The sequence below is a fragment of the Flavobacterium sp. J372 genome (assembly GCF_024699965.1).
Taxonomy (GTDB): Bacteria; Bacteroidota; Bacteroidia; order Flavobacteriales; family Flavobacteriaceae; genus Flavobacterium.
The window spans coordinates 49,117-66,636 of the sequence record NZ_JAJOMZ010000004.1 but is presented as its reverse complement, the minus strand read 5'-3'; the positions used below and the strand labels follow the sequence as shown (position 1 = coordinate 66,636).

The 17,520-nt window shown below is 42.7% G+C and carries 18 protein-coding genes and 2 tRNA genes; 11 read left to right on the top strand and 9 right to left on the bottom strand.

The window, feature by feature from the left end:
• Window positions 1-6 precede the first annotated feature (6 nt).
• The 9 genes from ftsZ (at window position 7) to LRS05_RS00670 (ending at window position 7,762) form a co-directional block, all read left to right on the top strand.
• Window positions 7-1,974, top strand: coding sequence for a cell division protein FtsZ (gene ftsZ / locus LRS05_RS00710; RefSeq protein WP_257866555.1), 1,968 nt, complete (start codon window positions 7-9; stop codon window positions 1,972-1,974).
• Between the two features lie 93 nt (window positions 1,975-2,067).
• Window positions 2,068-2,517, top strand: coding sequence for a GatB/YqeY domain-containing protein (locus LRS05_RS00705; protein ID WP_257866554.1), 450 nt, complete (start codon window positions 2,068-2,070; stop codon window positions 2,515-2,517).
• A gap of 474 nt (window positions 2,518-2,991) precedes the next feature.
• Window positions 2,992-3,063, top strand: a tRNA-Arg gene (locus tag LRS05_RS00700).
• Entirely contained in the window at window positions 3,055-3,348 is a 294-nt protein-coding gene (locus LRS05_RS00695) for a GIY-YIG nuclease family protein (protein WP_308224786.1), read from the top strand. The genes LRS05_RS00700 and LRS05_RS00695 overlap by 9 nt, the downstream gene beginning before the upstream one ends.
• 247 nt (window positions 3,349-3,595) lie before the next feature.
• Window positions 3,596-4,333 carry an aldo/keto reductase gene (locus LRS05_RS00690; protein ID WP_257866553.1) on the top strand — a complete coding sequence of 246 codons (738 nt, stop codon included), beginning with the start codon at window positions 3,596-3,598 and terminating at the stop codon, window positions 4,331-4,333.
• Between the two features lie 10 nt (window positions 4,334-4,343).
• Window positions 4,344-4,595, top strand: coding sequence for an aldo/keto reductase (locus LRS05_RS00685; RefSeq protein ID WP_257866552.1), 252 nt, complete (start codon window positions 4,344-4,346; stop codon window positions 4,593-4,595).
• Between the two features lie 47 nt (window positions 4,596-4,642).
• Window positions 4,643-5,536, top strand: a complete 894-nt coding sequence (locus LRS05_RS00680) for an AraC family transcriptional regulator (RefSeq protein ID WP_257866551.1) — start codon at window positions 4,643-4,645, stop codon at window positions 5,534-5,536.
• A gap of 130 nt (window positions 5,537-5,666) precedes the next feature.
• A complete protein-coding gene (locus tag LRS05_RS00675; RefSeq protein ID WP_257866550.1) occupies window positions 5,667-6,956 on the top strand; it encodes an NAD(P)/FAD-dependent oxidoreductase in 1,290 nt (429 codons plus the stop codon).
• Window positions 6,957-7,015: 59 nt separating this feature from the next.
• Window positions 7,016-7,762, top strand: coding sequence for a PH domain-containing protein (locus tag LRS05_RS00670; RefSeq protein ID WP_257866549.1), 747 nt, complete (start codon window positions 7,016-7,018; stop codon window positions 7,760-7,762).
• Window positions 7,763-7,858: 96 nt separating this feature from the next.
• Here LRS05_RS00670 and LRS05_RS00665 read toward each other — a convergent pair whose 3' ends face one another.
• The 5 genes from LRS05_RS00665 to LRS05_RS00645 all read right to left on the bottom strand — a co-directional run bounded on the left by LRS05_RS00665 (window position 7,859) and on the right by LRS05_RS00645 (window position 12,679).
• Window positions 7,859-8,962, bottom strand: a complete 1,104-nt coding sequence (locus tag LRS05_RS00665) for a DUF4407 domain-containing protein (protein ID WP_257866548.1) — start codon at window positions 8,960-8,962, stop codon at window positions 7,859-7,861.
• A 262-nt stretch (window positions 8,963-9,224) separates the two neighbouring features.
• On the bottom strand, window positions 9,225-10,046 hold the full coding sequence (locus tag LRS05_RS00660) for a hypothetical protein (protein ID WP_257866547.1): 822 nt from the start codon (window positions 10,044-10,046) through the stop codon (window positions 9,225-9,227).
• A gap of 2 nt (window positions 10,047-10,048) precedes the next feature.
• Window positions 10,049-10,645, bottom strand: coding sequence for a M56 family metallopeptidase (locus tag LRS05_RS00655; protein WP_257866546.1), 597 nt, complete (start codon window positions 10,643-10,645; stop codon window positions 10,049-10,051).
• 152 nt (window positions 10,646-10,797) lie between these two features.
• Window positions 10,798-11,169: a BlaI/MecI/CopY family transcriptional regulator gene (locus LRS05_RS00650; RefSeq protein ID WP_257866545.1), complete on the bottom strand. Its 372-nt coding sequence runs from the start codon at window positions 11,167-11,169 to the stop codon at window positions 10,798-10,800.
• Between the two features lie 121 nt (window positions 11,170-11,290).
• A complete protein-coding gene (locus LRS05_RS00645) occupies window positions 11,291-12,679 on the bottom strand; it encodes a dipeptidase (RefSeq protein ID WP_257866544.1) in 1,389 nt (462 codons plus the stop codon).
• Window positions 12,680-12,819: 140 nt separating this feature from the next.
• Here LRS05_RS00645 and LRS05_RS00640 point away from each other — a divergent pair.
• Window positions 12,820-12,901, top strand: a tRNA-Leu gene (locus tag LRS05_RS00640).
• A gap of 104 nt (window positions 12,902-13,005) precedes the next feature.
• On the opposite strand, the gene LRS05_RS17150 is transcribed toward LRS05_RS00640, so the two are convergent.
• Genes LRS05_RS17150 through LRS05_RS00630 form a run of 3 tightly spaced genes read right to left on the bottom strand, consistent with a single transcriptional unit; the run spans window position 13,006 to window position 14,590 of the window.
• On the bottom strand, window positions 13,006-13,422 hold the full coding sequence (locus tag LRS05_RS17150; protein ID WP_308224784.1) for a ferritin-like domain-containing protein: 417 nt from the start codon (window positions 13,420-13,422) through the stop codon (window positions 13,006-13,008).
• Window positions 13,391-13,822, bottom strand: coding sequence for a ferritin-like domain-containing protein (locus LRS05_RS17145; protein ID WP_308224782.1), 432 nt, complete (start codon window positions 13,820-13,822; stop codon window positions 13,391-13,393). The genes LRS05_RS17150 and LRS05_RS17145 overlap by 32 nt, the downstream gene beginning before the upstream one ends.
• Window positions 13,823-13,846: 24 nt before the next feature.
• The gene (locus tag LRS05_RS00630) at window positions 13,847-14,590 is read right to left on the bottom strand and encodes a ferritin-like domain-containing protein (RefSeq protein ID WP_257866543.1); all 744 of its coding nucleotides are present in this window, start codon (window positions 14,588-14,590) and stop codon (window positions 13,847-13,849) included.
• A 381-nt stretch (window positions 14,591-14,971) separates the two neighbouring features.
• Here LRS05_RS00630 and LRS05_RS00625 point away from each other — a divergent pair, with 381 nt between their 5' ends.
• Complete coding sequence (locus tag LRS05_RS00625) at window positions 14,972-15,997, top strand: LacI family DNA-binding transcriptional regulator (protein ID WP_257866542.1); 1,026 nt, start codon at window positions 14,972-14,974, stop codon at window positions 15,995-15,997.
• Between the two features lie 123 nt (window positions 15,998-16,120).
• On the opposite strand, the gene LRS05_RS00620 is transcribed toward LRS05_RS00625, so the two are convergent.
• Window positions 16,121-17,440 (bottom strand): serine hydrolase, encoded by a 1,320-nt coding sequence (locus LRS05_RS00620; RefSeq protein ID WP_257866541.1) that lies wholly within the window; start codon window positions 17,438-17,440, stop codon window positions 16,121-16,123.
• Window positions 17,441-17,520 lie beyond the last annotated feature (80 nt).

Sequence of the window (17,520 nt, the reverse complement as noted above, 5' to 3'; positions counted from 1 at the left end):
ATTGATATGATGAACAATTCAGAATTTGGAAGCATCTCGTTTGATTTACCAAAGAATCAATCAAACGTGATCAAGGTAATTGGTGTAGGAGGTGGCGGCAGCAATGCTATAAACCATATGTTTAAGCAAGGGATAAAGGGTGTAGACTTCGTGGTGTGCAATACCGACAGCCAGGCATTGCAGAACAGCCCTGTGCCAAATAAGATACAGCTGGGCGTAAGCCTTACTGAAGGCCTTGGTGCGGGTGCAAACCCGGAGGTAGGGCAGCAGTCTGCGTTAGAGAGCATTGCTGAGATTGAGAAGATGCTTGACGTGAATACAAAGATGGTGTTCATCACGGCAGGTATGGGTGGTGGTACGGGTACCGGTGCGGCGCCTGTTATTGCACAGCTTGCAAAAGAAAGGGATATCCTTACCGTTGGTATCGTTACAATACCCTTCCAGTTTGAAGGTAAGGTACGTTCAGATCAGGCATTGCAGGGTGTAGAGCGGCTTCGCAAGCAGGTAGACTCGCTTATCGTAATTAACAATAATAAGCTTCGTGAAGTATATGGCAACCTTGGTTTTAAGGCCGGTTTCTCTAAAGCGGATGAAGTGTTGGCAACAGCTTCGCGTGGTATTGCAGAGGTTATTACGCACCACTACACACAAAACATCGACCTTAAAGATGCTAAAACAGTACTATCAAATAGTGGTACGGCAATAATGGGTTCGGCTATCGCATCGGGAGATAACCGCGCCAAAGACGCCATTGTAGATGCTCTTGACTCTCCGCTGTTGAACGATAATAAGATTACAGGCGCGAAGAATGTACTGTTGCTTATCGTGTCAGGTACCAGCGAGATCACCATTGACGAAATTGGTGAGATTAATGACCATATCCAGACAGAGGCGGGCTACAATGCCAACATCATCATGGGTGTAGGTGAAGACGAGTCGCTTGGAGATGCTATTGCCGTAACCATTATCGCTACAGGCTTTAATGTAGAGCAGCAGAATGAGATAGTAAACACCGAACCTAAAAAGATAATACACGCGCTTGAGGAAGGCCAGAAGCTTACTCACGACCTTACTACAAGCAGGCCGATAGTACAGGCATTTGATTTTTCAGCGCCTGTGGCAGAACAGCCAAAACCGCAGGTTACAGAAGAGCCTGTTGCTGAAGCGAAAGAAGAAAAAATAGTTTTTGCGCTTGAGGAGGACGTAATCGAAAAAAAGCCGATAGCTGAAGTAGACACACTTCCTACTTCAGAGTTCATCAACAGCCTTGACGTATTCTTTGAAATAGTTGCCCCGGTTAAAGAAGAGCCTGCGCAGCCTGTAGTAAAAGACGTTCGTGAAATTGAAGTGATAGATGCAGAATATGTTGTTGTAGCGCCAAAAGTTGAAGAGCAAATCACCTTTTCATTCGACCTGAGTGCTGACAATGTAAAGCGTGAGGAGAAAGTACTTTTCAGCCTTACGGATGAGCTTCGTAATATGAAGGTTAATGAACCTGTACAGGTAATCCCTGTTACAGAAGTGAACCAGGGCGGTGTGGTACGCTACTCACTTGAAGATTACCTTGAGAAAGAGAACGAACTGCTAAACTCTAAGCCTGCTGCCCCGGTTCAGGAGCCTGTAAGCCCTGAGCTGAACTTTACCCTTAAAAAGGAAGAGGAGCCTGCCAAGCCTGCTTATAGCCAGCCTGCTGCACATGATGAGTTCAACCCGGTTGAAATGACTATTGAAGAGACCTTAAGGATGCGTGCAGAAGAGCGCCGCAGGAAGATGAAGGAATTTAACTATAAATTCCACAACAGCGCTTCAAGAATTGACGAAATAGAAAGAGAACCCGCTTACAAGAGAATGGGCATAGACCTTAGTGATTCGCGTACAGACAACAGTAAGTCGCGCTTTTCATTGGGCACAGACAGTAATGACGACCTGCAGTTGCGATCAAACAACTCGTTTCTGCATGACAACGTAGACTAAAGCTTAACTAACCCAAATGTGATTTGTAACCCGGAGACGTAATGTTTTCGGGTTATTTTTTTATCTTCGCACCACAATTTTAAAATCTTCGATATGAGTTTATCAGCAAAGATCATGGAAGCCATGAAAGACGCTATGAGGGCAAAAGATACTGTAACGCTTGAGTCGCTCAGGGCTATTAAGTCGGCTATTTTGCTTGCCCAGACCGAAAGTGGCGCTAAAGAAGAAATATCTGAAGAAGACGAGATAAAACTGCTGCAAAGACTGGTGAAACAGCGTAAAGACAGCGCCAATATATATATACAGCAAGGGCGCCAGGACCTGGCGGACCCCGAGATTGAACAAGCAGCCGTAATCGAGAAATTCCTTCCGGCACAGCTTAGCGAAGAAGAGGTAGAGGCTGTAGTGAAGCGCATTGTAGCCGACAATGGCTTTGCAGGTATGGCCGATATGGGCAAAGTCATGGGTATAGCCAGTAAAGAACTAGCCGGCAGCGCCGATGGTAAGACTATTTCGACAGTGGTCAAGAGAGTTTTGGCGTAGTCGACTTCTCGATTGTTAGCTTATTCGACCAGTCATTACAGTCGAAAATTCTAACAATCTAAATATCGAGATAACGGCTCCATAGTTCAATGGATACCCGCCCGTCCCGAAGGGTACGTTCGGGCGGGGAATTTCAGATTCCGGTTCTGAAGATTTGGGTTCAAATCCCATCTAAGTCGCAATGGAAAATGTTTAAATAAAAAGTATCGGCTCCATAGTTCAATGGATACCCGCCCGTCCCGAAGGGTACGTTCGGGCGGGGAATTTCAGATTCCGGTTCTGAAGATTGGGTTTTAATCCCTTCGAGATCGCAATTGAAAATGTTTAAATAAAAAAGTATCGGCTCCATAGTTCAATGGATACCCGCCCGTCCCGAAGGGTACGTTCGGGCGGGGAATTTCAGATTCCGGTTCTGAAGATTTGGGTTCAAATCCCATCTAGGTCGCAATGGAAAATGTTTAAATAAAAAATATCGGCTCCATAGTTCAATGGATAGAATTTCAGATTCCGGTTCTGAAGATTTGGGTTCGAATCCCGATGGAGTCACTAAAGCACAGCATCTGCTGTGCTTTTTATTTATATTGCAATATGTATTTCACGTATATTTTAAAGAGCCTCAACAGTGATAGGTTTTATGTTGGGATGTCACAAGACACAGTCAAACGTCTTCAAGAACATAATGAGGGTAAGACAACTTCAACGAAAGCATATATGCCCTGGATAATTATACACCAGGAAGAATTTGCTACACTTGACGCAGCACGAGCCAGAGAGAAATATCTAAAATCTGCTGCCGGCAGGCGTTGGCGAAAGCAGAACCTCTCCTCATAGTTCAATGGATACCCGCCCGTCCCGAAAAGGTACGTTCGGGCGGGGAATTTCAGATTCCGGTTCTGAAGATTTGGGTTCGAATCCCGATGGAGTCACTAAAGCACAGCATCTGCTGTGCTTTTTTTATACTCAATGCAAACACGTTAGCGATCTGTTATTCTGTAATTTACATACAACTATCAGGGGTCTGCATACATCCATAATAATCTCTCTGGCTAACTTTGTCATATAAAACAATACGATGACAATGAAAAAAGTAAATTTAGGAAGCGAAGGTCTGGTTGTGCCCGTTATGGGTCTGGGCTGTATGGGTATGACGGGTTTTGAAGATGGAAATATGTATGGAGTGGCAGACGAGCAGGAAGCTATTGCCACGATTCATCGTTCGCTTGAGATGGGTGGTAATTTTTTAGACACTGCAGATTTGTACGGCCCTTTTAAAAATGAGCAATTGATTGCTAAAGCGGTAGATGGCAAGAGAGATAAATATATTATTGCTACAAAATTCGGGTGGGAAATAGATGATAATAACAAGGTAACCTGGGCAATTAATGGCAAGAAGGAATATGTAAAGAAGGCTGTTGAGCGTTCCCTAAAAAATCTCAATACAGATTTTATTGACTTGTACTATATGCATCGCCTTGATAAAAGCACACCTGTTGAAGAAACCGTTGAAGCCATGAGTGAACTGGTTAAAGAAGGCAAAGTAGGTTACATAGGGCTATCGGAAGTGTCATCAGAAACTATACGAAGGGCTCATGCGGTTCACCCAATTACAGCGGTGCAAAGTGAGTATTCACTGTTTGAGCGAACTGTTGAAGAGCGGGGCATTTTAAATACTTTAAGCGAAATGGGTATTGGTTTTGTAGCATATTCGCCATTAGGTCGGGGTTTTTTATCAGGACAAATCCGTACGATTGATGACTTACCTGAAAATGATTTTCGCCGGGCTATTCCACGTTTTTCAGGAAACTCATTTTTATAAAAATATTGAGTTGGTTAACGCTATTGAGGCAATGGCAGGGGAGAAACAAGTAACTCCATCACAATTGGCGCTTGCATGGATTATAGGTAAGGATATTTTACCTATACCGGGCACCAAACGAAGAAAATATTTAGAGCAGAATATTGCGGCTGCAAATATTGATTTAACTGAAGCTGACATAGCAAAGCTGGAGAGCATTGTGCCGCTTGGCACAGATACCGGCAACCCGTATGATGAGTTCAGCATGGGGCTTATTGACTAAGTTGTTGTGCATCGGCAACATTCTATATTTATGCTTAAATTAGATGTATGAATACTATTAAATCAATTTCACAGTTCCACAAATTAATCTCGTTGCCCGAGCCACGGCATCCGTTAGTGAGCGTAATTAACCTTGCGGAGTGCGTTTTTCAGGATGATGATATATGGAAAGGATTTGTGAACAGCTTTTACTGCGTTGCCCTTAAAAGAGAGGCCACTGGTAAAATTCGGTATGGCCAGCAGCATTATGATTATGATAAAGGTGTTCTCAGCTTTACTGCGCCAAATCAGGTCCAGTATCTTGATGTTGGCAATATAGAATGCGGGTCAGGGTATTTACTCATTTTTCACCCTGATTTTTTAATGGCCCACCCACTGGCAGCCAATATCAGCAATTATAACTTTTTCTCTTATGCTGTAAATGAAGCATTGCACCTTTCTGCGGAAGAAGAGCATGATCTCCTGACAATTTTAGACAGGATTAACAGGGAATGCAGGCACATTGATAAATATACCCAGGAAATTATATTGTCGCAAATTGAGCTTTTGCTTAACTATTCAAACCGATTTTACGAGCGGCAGTTTATTACACGTAAAAACCACAACAACCAGCTGCTGGTAAAGTTTGAACAACAGATTGATGAATATTTTGACAATAACACTACAAACCCTGAACTGCTAACTGTACAGCGTATGGCAGAGCTTATGAATCTTTCACCTAACTACCTGAGTGATTTGCTGCGGATGCACACAGGGCAGAATACCCAGCAGCACATACACCAGAAACTTATTGATAAGGCAAAGGAGAAACTTTCTACTACAAATTTATCGGTGAGTGAAATTGCTTATGCATTAGGGTTTGAACATGCGCAATCATTCAGTACATTGTTTAAGAAAAAAACCAATCTGTCACCTTTAGAATTCCGTAAGGCGTTTAACTGATAATCGTATTTATAAGTTAGCAACAAAAAACCGCTTATGGGAGTAAGCGGTTTTTTATTGCTATAAACTTAGTAAAATACTAACATTTGTAATTCGTAAAATGAGTAATTTAGGCCATACATAGTAACGAATGAAAACTGAAATTCTCATCATCGGTGGCGGCGCTGCCGGCCTTATGGCAGGCTACAAGCTTGTAAAAGCCGGGTACAAGGTTACAGTACTTGAAGCACGTAATCGCCTGGGCGGGCGCATACATACAATTCACAATGACGGCTCATCAGAGCGCGCTGAACTTGGCGCTGAATTCATTCATGGCGACCTTCCGGTAACAAAGCGGCTGCTTGACGAAGCCGGTATTAAGTACTATAAGTCAGGTTTTGAGATGTGGCAATACAAGGGCGGAAGATTTACTCAGAATGAAGAATTTGTAAAAGGCTGGGGCGAATTTCTGGAAAAGCTGGATGAGTTGCAGGAGGACATGACTATGCACGATTTCTTGCAAAAATATTTCCCAGGCGAAGCGAATGCAGAATTGCGTAAAAGGGTAGAAAACTACATTGCAGGTTATGACACGGCTAATCCGCGTGATGCTTCTGCTTTTGCTTTGCGTGAAGAATGGAACAATGAAGACGATGATGCGCAGCAACTCATTGAAGGTGGGTATGGGGCAATGGTTGATTATCTCGCTGCTGAAATCGGGAACACAGGAAATGAAATAGTCCTGAATGCTACAGTCACCAATATTGAATGGAAACAGGGCAGCGTAAAAGTGAGCACCGCTGAAAATACCGCCTATGAAGCTGATAAAGCAGTAATCGCGCTGCCCCTGGGTGTGCTTCAGTCGGGTACTATAAAGTTTCAACCGGATTTGCCGCATAGTAATGCCATCAACGATATTGGCTTTGGCTGGCTTATAAAAATCCTGCTTGATTTTGATGAAGTATTCTGGGAAAATAATGGTGTAACTCATCACTCAGGAAAAGAGCCTGTAACGCGTTTTTTCTTCACAAGCCAGGCTGTGCCAACGTTTTGGTCACAGGCCGGCAGCAAACAGCTTACCGGCTGGCTGGGCGGGCTTCCTGCTAATCAACGAAAAAATTCTCCAGATGAAGAAATCCTGCAGCTGACGCTTGATTCGCTCAGTAAAGTATATGGTATATCATCAGCAGAACTGAAAAATAAGCTTACTGCCTGGCATGTAGCCAACTGGACATCAGATCCCTATACACTCGGTTCTTACTCATACAACAAACTTGAGAGCAGCAAAGCCCGAAAGACCCTTCTAAAGCCGGTGGATGACACTGTTTATTTCGCAGGAGAATATTTATATGACGGCCCTGCAATAGGCACGGTTGAGGCTGCGCTAACCAGCGGCAAGGATGTTGCCGAGAAAATTGCCGACGCGTTTAACCAAAAATGACGTTACAATAATTAGGAAATAATACTGTTTTGTAACTTTACACCACAAACATTGCAAAAATGAAAGAACATATAAAGAGTTTCCTGAACGAGGAGCAGGACCCGAAAGCGATTGAAAAAATTACCAATAAGCTGAATGACCTGCTGATGCGGAATGAAGAGGTAGGCTACATCGGTGTGCAGAAGAAACCGGCAATCAATGTGTTTCCTGACAGTATTGTGCTTACCAACAAGCGCATCATCATGTGCAAGCCTAAAAACCTTGGCCTGTCAATGGATTTTACCGATTACCCTTGGGAGAATGTCGGCGCTACCTTTGTGAAAGAAAACATTCTCGGCTCCGAATTTTCATTCACGACAAATACCGATATTACCATCTCTATTGACTATCTGCCAAAAACACAGGCACGCAAAATATATACTTTTGCAAAAGAGCAGCTTGAACTTCTGAAAGAAGGCACTGTTCAGTCGCAGTCACAGTTTGCTGAACCTTCAGCTCAGTCACAGTCACAGTCGCAGTTTGCACAGGCAACTCCTGAAGTTAATGAAGTGGAAGAGGTAGAGACAGAAGAGGTGAACGATTTTGCAGAAATTATGCCGGCTCACCTTGATGCGCCTCAATACTTCCCTCCGCAGCCTGAAGAACAGTCAGCAACACCTGTGCCTGCCAAAGACAGCAGCCTGGCAAATCTTTCAAAAGAAGAATTGTTTGAGAAACTGCAGAACTACAAGAAACTCCTGGATAACGGGCTTATTCTTCAGGGAGAGTACGATACTTTAAAGAAAGAGATTCTTGCTCATTTGTAGTTAAAGCTACTGAGTTCCTTAGCAGCTTAGCCTCTGAGCAGCTTCACTCACGACGGTGTTGATAACCTCAGTAGCTTAGTAACTAAGGCGCTTTTCTTAAAGCATTGCGCTCTTTTGCTTTTCGCTAAAGCTGTCGGCCTGCATTTCTAATAGCTCGATGGCTTTCTTCTTTTTGTAATTGTATAGTTCCCTGTCGCTGCGTATTTCAGCATACACATCATCATAAATGCCTGCGTCGGTGTTCTTAAGTAATGTACGTTGGTAATTATTCTGCTCCAGGCTAGTTTTAAGCGCAGTCTCGGTGTCTTCAAGCTTAAAGTCATACTCACCCTTAGGAGATAAAAGTTTAGCGATTATAGGCGATGTTTCAATGGCAAGGAAAAGCAGCATGATAAACAGCGAAGGCAAAAACGGCAATTTATTCAGGGCGTTTATCCGCGCCATCAGCCCGTCAAACCCATCGATTACAGGCTGGGTGTCTTTCACTTTTTTATCGAGGCCTGCCTGTAACGTTGCAGCTTCTTTTTCTTTCGCAGCAATTTTAGCAAGGTTATTTTTGCGAAGGGTATCCAGTTCTTTCAAAGCTGCGTCGTGCTTCTGCCGTTTTTCTTCATAAACAGGGCCTTTACCCATTTTCATAGTGCCTTTTGTGCCTTCCGCTTCGGTAATGTACGTGCTGTATAAGTCGCTTACCTCTTTTTCCTTTTTAGCGATGGCATCTTTAAGGTCTTTGGTTTCAGCCTTATTTTTATCGAGGTCGCCTTTGTAGTAGTCGGCTACCTGCTTTTTGTTGGCCATTGCCATTTCATTCTTTTCTTTCAGTAACACAGCATCAATTTCCTTTTGAAAAATCTTAATTTCTAAAGGCTTTGAGATAACGATTGCTATTATCATGGCGAGGACAATACGCGGGGTAGCCTGCAGCAATTCCTGCCCGAATCGCTCACGCTTGCGGATAGTTGATACAATAAACCTGTCGAGATTAAATATTAGTACACCCCAGATAAAACCGAAAAACGTGGCGAGATAAACATTGTCGAAAACAGTATAAAGCGCATAAGCCGAAGCTATCCAGGCTAATAGTGCTGTGAAGAAAACTGTAGCACCAATGCCGGCATACTTGTTTTGCTCACCGTTGGAGCAGGAGTAGATAATATCCTTATCTGCCCCGGAGCAGGTAATGAAAAATTGTTTTACCATGATTTTGATTTTTGATTGATGATGTTTACAAAGGTAACGCGTTTTTTAATGCATTGTTGTTAAGGTGCTTAAAATAGAAAAATCCGCCACGATAGGCGGATTTTTCTAAACAATGACCGATCTATTCCATGTGGATTCTTACCGGCAGCTGCATTTTCATAGAAACCGGGGTATTGTTTTTAGTGCCGGGAGTCCATTTTACATCGATCGGAAAGGCTTTAAGTACAGAGTCTCCCACCTCCGGTGATGATGCCTTTAATGGCTAAAGGTTGGTTACCCTGCCGTCTTCTTCCACTGTAAATTCTACATAAACAGTTTCTTTAATCAAAGCTTGACCCGGAGATTTATAATTTTTAGAAATTACCTTGTAAAGTTCAGACATGCCGCCGGGATACTTTGGTTTTACATCATCATCATCATCATATTGCACAATGTTATCTTCCTGCAGATATTTTTGTGCTTCCGCCCAGGAAGAAACTTTCTTCGGAGCAATCGCTTTGTCATCCTTAAATTCTTTAGTTACGGTCATTTTATAAACCTTATCAGGGTAGTGCGTGTTCTTGCCCTTTAGGTTTTTTTCAAAGTAAGGGTGGGTGTACAGCTGGTAATGAAATATTTGAGGCTTTGCTTTTGTAAGGGCCGCCTTATTCATGGTGTAGCCTGTGTAGTAAGCAAAATCTGCAGGTTTGTATTTGTCAAGTACGCTGTTGTCAACATCTTTGCCATCTATCTGCAGGGCGTAGCCTTTTTTGTTCTTAAAACGCTCATATTCTGCCTTGGTCGGATGCTTTTCCTTGTATGGCTCGGGTGCATAAATCAGGTATTTATTTTTCAGTTCTTCCGTCAGTTGCTCATATGGCATATTAATAGTAATACCATTCGCTTTGTCTTCAATTATCATCTGTACGCGGCTATAATAGGTATCGCGCCTCTCTTTGAGGTTGTTTTTTGTGGATGCTGTTGTGGTTTTAACTTCCTGCGCTACCGTTTCAGTGCATAGGGTAAGTATGATACAGGCTAAGAGCGGCAACGAAAATGCCTGTAGCATTAACGCTTTTGATTTGTTTTTTGCTTTAGTCATCATGATTAAACGTTTTTAGTTAATGAAAAAGTAAGGCTGCTTGCAAGTTTGTAACGGGGTTTGGGGAGTAGTTTAGCGAACAATAATTCCTGGTAAGATGTAACACTGGTGTCTGCCTCTACCACTGCAGCATCGGCGAGGAATTCATGGTTTAACCGAATTGCCTGCTGGTAAAAATAGAATAGGGGGTTAAACCAAAATACTGTTTTCAGCATTTCAATGAACAAAACATCAAGTGTGTGCTTTTGGGAAACATGTGCCATTTCATGTACAAGCAGTTCTCGTTCTGTTCGTCCTGCCTCATAATCTGTACGATGCAGAAAAATATAATTCAAGAATGTAAAAGGTTGTGTTTTTTCATCGAGCAGTACAAGACAGGCGCTTTGATAAGGTATCGTTTGATTCCGATGCACTTTTCGCAATAATTTGATAATGTTACCGGTGAAACGTAGTATGAGCACCAATACTACGGCAAAATATAGTGTTAAGCCTGCAAATGGCCAATAGTTTGCAGCAGTTTCCGTGTGTGCAGCGGTAAGCCCATTCAGGGGAGTAATGTCTGATAAAGGCAGGGCAGCAAGCGGCTCAGCTTCGGTGTACACTGGTATCGTTATAAAGGGCACTGCGAGCGAGATTGCGACTGAAAATAACAGGTAAAACCTGTTGAAACAGAATATGCTCTCTCGTTGCAGCACCAAATGGTAAAAAGTCAAAAGGACAACTAGGCTTATTGTGGATTTGATAAGAAATTCTATCATTTTTTCTTCTTTTCAATTTGTTCATCGATAATCTTACGGAGTTCTTTCAATTCAGCTTCACTTAGATTAGTCTCTTTGGTGAAGAAAGAAGCAAACTGTGCAGCTGAATCATTAAAGAAACTTTTGATCATCCCGTTTACCTGGCCCGAAAAGTAATCGGTTTTCTTCACCAGCGGGTAGTATTCGCGCGAGTTGCCCATCTCGTTATAGGCTACAAACCCCTTGTCTGTCATCCGCTTCAGCAGTGTGGCAACAGTAGTCGCCGCGGGCTTAGGCTCGTCAAATAAATCAAGGAGGTCTTTCATGAATGCCTTCTCCTTTTTCCAGAGGAGTTGCATAAGCTGTTCTTCAGTTTTGGTCAATTTCATTTCTACAAAAATAGAATTGTTTCTACAAATGTAGAATAAAATTTTAAACCTGCAATTTTTAGCAAAAAAAAATCCGCTTCCTTTTGGGAAACGGATTTTAAATTGTGACTGCGACTGCAGTTTATTTGTTCATTTCAGCAAAATACTTGTAGAACAATGGTATAGTTTCAATACCCTTTAGGTAATTGAAAACGCCAAAATGCTCATTGGGCGAGTGTATGGCATCACTGTCAAGCCCGAAGCCCATCATGATGGTTTTGCTCTTAAGCTCTTTTTCAAACAGCGCCACAATAGGTATGCTGCCGCCTGAGCGTACAGGAATAGGGCGTACCCCGAAGCTTTCTTCATAAGCTGCGGCTGCTGCGCGGTAACCCACACTGTCAATAGGTGTCACGTAGGCCTGGCCGCCGTGGTGCGGCTTCACTTTCACAATAACTCCTGCCGGGGCAAGGCTTTCAAAATGTTTAGTGAAAAGTTGGGTTATCTCGTTCCAGTCCTGGTCTGGCACCAGGCGCATAGATATTTTTGCATAAGCTTTGCTTGCAATAACAGTTTTGGCACCTTCGCCGGTATAGCCGCCCCAAATGCCGTTTACATCTAGTGTTGGGCGGATAGAGTTTCGCTCATTGGTTGTATAGCCTTGTTCACCATACACATCGGCAATGTCAAGTGCTTTCTTGTAGTTGTCAAGAGAGAATGGCGCTTTAGCCATCTCATCGCGTTCGTCACGAGAAAGTTCCTGCACTCTGTCATAAAACCCGGGAATGGTAATATGATTGTTCTCGTCATGAAGCTGTGCAATCATCTTAGCCAGTACATTGATAGGATTGGCCACTGCGCCACCATATAGCCCGCTGTGCAGGTCGCGGTTTGGCCCGGTCACTTCAACTTCTACATAGCTAAGCCCACGCAGGCCGGTAGTGATAGACGGTTGCTGGTTAGATATCATCCCGGTATCAGATATAAGGATCACGTCATTCTTCAGCTTTTCCTGGTTGCGCTCTACAAACCATGCAAGGCTTGGCGAGCCAACTTCTTCTTCGCCCTCAATCATGAATTTTACATTGCACGGCAGGTTGTTATTTTGCACCATGTACTCCAACGCCTTCACGTGCATGTACATCTGGCCTTTGTCGTCACACGCGCCACGGGCAAAGATGGCACCTTCGGGGTGAAGTTCGGTTTTCTTAATTACCGGCTCAAACGGAGGCGATGTCCATAAATCAATCGGGTCCGCCGGCTGCACGTCGTAATGGCCGTATACAAGCACAGTCGGCAGGGCGGGGTCAATCATCTTCTCGCCGTAAACAATAGGGTAGCCGGGCGTTTCGCAAAGCTCTACTTTATCACAACCGGCTTTTTCAAGGCTTGCTTTTACAGCTTCGGCGGTATTGATTACATCCTGTGAATAGGCGCTGTCGGCGCTTACAGATGGTATTTTGAGCAGTTCAATAAGCTCATTTAAAAATCTTTCTTTATTTTTTTCTACGTAGTTTTTTATGCTATCCATTTTAAAATTAATGATATACGTTTGCATGCCAAATCTACAAAAAAATAAAGACTAATTTTTTTCGATTTTATTTGGAAAGTCAGATTCTGTGCGTATATTTGCACCCACTTAATGAAACAACTATTAGTTTTATAAAGCCTGCGGGTGTGGTGAAATTGGTAGACACGCCAGACTTAGGATCTGGTGCCTCACGGTGTGTAGGTTCGAGTCCTATCACCCGCACAAAAGCCTTTGATTTTTTCAGGGGCTTTTTTAATTTAGGCCTCTAATAAAAAAACTGCCCCAAATTTCTCCGGGGCAGCTTCAAAAGCTAACTTAATTTATTTTTATGTCATTATAAACAGGCTTGCAATGCTTGTAGCCTGGGCGCCTGTTAATGGCTCATCAAATGATTCTGAACCGGCTGTTGATGATGTGCCCGCAACATTCGCTGTGTTAAACCCGGCCTGAGTTGTAACTTCTTCCCCGGCATAAACTGCGTCAGCTTGCATAGGGTGCCCGCCTGGGTCATTACCCGGAATCCATCCTTTCTGCCCTCTCATCCTGCGTATCATAGACGCATGCCTGGCCTCTACAGAGTGTATCTGTAAAGCTGCCTGCAACAATTCCGGTTCTGAAATAAGGTTTGCTGCCTGGCCTTTATAAGCGCGAACACCCGTATCTTCAAAAGCCTGGGACAGTGCCAGGAATGTCTGGTAGTTGCTGAATACATCAGCAAATGTACCCCCCGGCAGTAAAATCAAATTCAGGCTTAGTTATAGAATTATTGCCTAAACCCTGCTGAAGGAAAGCCACATGCTTCTCTTCATGCAGTAATATCTTGCCGAAAACATCGCGGTCTTCCGCAGGTATAAGCCCGGGTGTATCCATACCAGTCTGGTAAAATTCTTCCTCAAGATATTCAAGTGTGAGTGCAAGCTGTAATGCCTGAATAGGCGTTTCTGCAGCAGCGGAGAGGAATGCAGCCGATGCTGCATTAGCTTTATTAGAATTTAACGCTATGGCTCCGAGCCCAAACGGAAGGGCAGCGGTAGCCAGGCCTTTGCCTAGTGTCCCAAATTGTCCGAAACTGTCACGTCGCGTACCTTTGGCATTTAAAAGGCCTTCATTTGTAAACGACTCTATAAATTTTAAAATATTCATGATGGTCAATTTAAATGTTTGTGATTATGGTAAGTAGTTAGCGGTAAATGCAGTAGTGATGAATGGGTCAACCATAGGAACGATCAGTGAGGGTTTCAGCGCCTCATCAAGTCCGTTAGCATCTACAACGTCATCACCTGCAAAGTCTGTAGAACCAGGGTTCAGTAAATCGCGAATGGCCGATGCATGTCTCGCTTCAACCGAAACAATTTTACCTGCAAGCAGTAGGTAATTTGCATCTGAAATATATTTACCCGCACCGTTGTATGCTGCAACACCTGTATCTTCCAGTACTTTAGCTGTTTGCAAAACAGAAAGCCTGTTACTAAAGTTTACACCTGGGAATGTAAAGTCAAGATCCGGGAGCAGCATTGTCTGCGGGTTGCTTACTGCGCCGGTAAGCGCTGCCTTAAAGAATTCACGGTGTATCACTTCATGATCGTAAAGATCTTCAAGTATAGCGCGTTCATCAGGGCTGAAGGTACTTCCGAAGCTGGCATTGTTTACCACGCGATTGTAAAATTCAGCTTCAAGTTGCTCAAGCGCATACGCATACGTAAGTATGCCGAGGTCGCCGCCGCCCAGGTCAAAAGTACCGTTGATTACACCGGGTCCCGGCACGGTATTGTTCATACCGCCGTCATCGTCATCGCTACAGCCGGCAATTAGCAGACCGGTTCCGGCAAGGGCAAGCCCGCTGATTCGCAGGAAGCTCCTTCTGTCATGCAGCCCTGAGCGGACCTCCTGAACATTTACTTTGTTTTTCATAATGTAACATTTAAATAGGTTAATAAAGCAGTTTGGTCGTTAACTTTGTTGATTATCAAAGCTATTTTTTATTTACGCATGAATTTGGTATAAAGTTTTAACAGTTATTAAACTTGATTTGCTGCTAACAAATATTTAAGATTTATTATTTCCACTTATTTTTATTTAATCTGTAGTTTATCAAATTATTAGGGTAGAAATATGAATTAATATTTAACATTTTATTAACAGAGATTAATTTAAAATTTGTAAAATATTTAACCTTATCTCAACAATCTTTTAGAACAGGAAGAACATATTTCGTAAGTAAATATTTACACATAATTTTCAGATTGGCATTAACCCAAAATTTTCGTTACTTTACATTTCATAATCATCATCATGAAGTCAAAAGCCACGCTAAAACAAATCGCAAAAGAACTTGGTGTCTCTGTATCAACTGTGTCTAAAGCATTGAGCAACAGTCCGGAGATAAGCGAACCCACAAAAATCAGGGTGCAGGAATTTGCAAAGCTCAAGAACTACAAGCCAAATAACCTGGCCGTAAACCTGAAGAACAAGCGTTCGCGGACAATCGGTGTTATCATACCGAACATCCTCAACCCATTTTTTGCAAAGGTTTTTAGCGGTATAGAGAAGGCAGCGAATGATAAAGGCTATAATGTAATTACCTGTATTTCAAACGAATCGCTTGAAAAAGAAATACATGCTATGGATATGCTGAGCAATGGTACGATTGATGGCTTCATCCTTTCAATTTCTGAAGAGACCCAAAAGGAGCAGAGTTTTAAGCATTTTAAGGAGGCCATTGCCGAAGGCCTGCCTATTGTTATGTTTGACAGGATTAGTGATGAAGTGAACTGTGATAAGGTGATTGTGGACGATTTTGATTCAGCAGTTGACGGCGTGAACCACCTGGTAAAACTGAAGTGTAAAAATATCGCCCTGCTTTCTACGATTGATAACCTCAGTGTTGGGAAATTACGTGCCGAAGGCTATGAAAAAGCCCTGAAAGATAATGGCTATGAAATAAATGAAGATATTATCATCAGGACAGAAACGCCTGAAGATTTTGATGTAAAACTTGCATCGCTGTTTGATAAAAAGATTGACGGTATATTTGCGTTAGATGAACACGCTTCCGTAATGGCGCACAAGACAGCCATCAAAAAAGGAATCAGGATTCCTGATGAACTCAACATCATTGGTTTTGCCGACGGAGTTTGGTCACGCAGGCTTACGCCAAGTTTATCAACCATAAGCCAGCACGGGCCTGAAATAGGTGAGGCTGCTGCCAATATGCTTATTGAAAAACTCGAATCTAAGAATGAAGACGAAACACCTGTCTATAACACCCGAGTGATTAAAACTGAGCTAAGGCAAAGGGAATCAACGCGTAAGTTATAACACAACAATGTGCTTCCATTTCGACTGGAGCGCAGCGGAATGGAGAAATCTCTGTAAAAGAAAAAGGACGGTTTCACCCGAAACGTCCCTTTGCACTTTTGGCTAGTGGCTTTTGCCTTTTGGCTATTTCTCTTTACTAAAAACCGTCTTCATTCCTCCCTGGGTAAGTGTAAAGCCATTAGCAGTAAACTTAATATTCACTCCTGCCGGGTCAAAAACAAATTCGGTATTGCTTACCGGTGTCAATGGAAATTCACCCTGGCCTGTAGCCTGCGCGTACAAAGCTTCATCATGAAACTTCATCATGATTTTCATTGGGAAGCCAGGGGCGCTGTAAGTACCTTCATAACTTTTTAGCACCGATTCGGCAACATCTGCTATTTTCACATTCGGGAACTGGTAGGGTAGTTTGTAATAAATGCTAAGGATACCAAGCACAATGTCATTGTAATCATAGTTCTCGCCGTTCACAAGCAGTGCAAATGACATTCCATCCGGCGGATAATAACCCATAGCCGACGAGAATCCCTCAATGCCACCGTTGTGTCCAAAAAACTTGCGCTCCCCAAACGGAAACTGCAGTATCCCGTAACCATACCCCATATCCAGCTTCGTCATCTGCGCCAAAGATGTTTTACTCACAACTTTTCCGTCAAACAACGCTTTAATAAATTGTGTAAGGTCGGCCGGAGTGCTTTGCAACGCACCTGCTGCAAACACCAGAGATTCATCCCATTCTTCGCGTTTTTCCCATTTTTTACCTTTATAAGAATAGGAGAAACCTTCGTTTTTCTTCGTATCGATTGCGCTGTAATAGTAGGTGTTCTTTAAGCCAATCTTTTTTACTATGCGTTCTGCTACCACATCTTTGTACGTTTTCTTAGTGATGTCTTCTATAATATAACCCAGCAAAATAAAGTTTGAGTTGCTGTATTCGGCTTTGCTGCCAGGCTCAAAATCACTCGGGTATCCTGCAATCATTGCCAGCACTTCGTCTTTTGTATAAGCCTTTGTTATTTTACCACCAAATACAGGGTCGTTGGTATAGTTATAAATCCCGCTGTGGTGGTTCAGCAATTGGGCTATAGTAATCTTATCGGCATTTCTTATCTGTGGATAGAATGCTGAAAGTTTAGTATCAAGTGTAAGTTTCTTATCTTCAATCAATTGAAAAATAACTGCCGATGTAAACATCTTAGTGATAGAGCCTATCTTATATTTTGTAGTTGTGTTAGCCTTCACTTTATTTTCAAGGTCGGCAAAACCATAAGCCCGCTCAAACACCACCTTATCTTTTTCGCGGATGGCAACGCTGCCCATAAAGCGGTTGTTATTAGCAAGATAGCGCAACAAGCTGTCAATCTTATGGAACTTCGCATCGGTTTGTGCAGAAGCAGTTGTGGTGATTGTAATTACTAAGAGTGCTAATACAAACTTTTTCATTTTAATTGATGATAAATGACTGATGGCTAAAATACTAAATTAAATGCAGCATTTATTATTTTAGTTTGAAGCAACTTTTT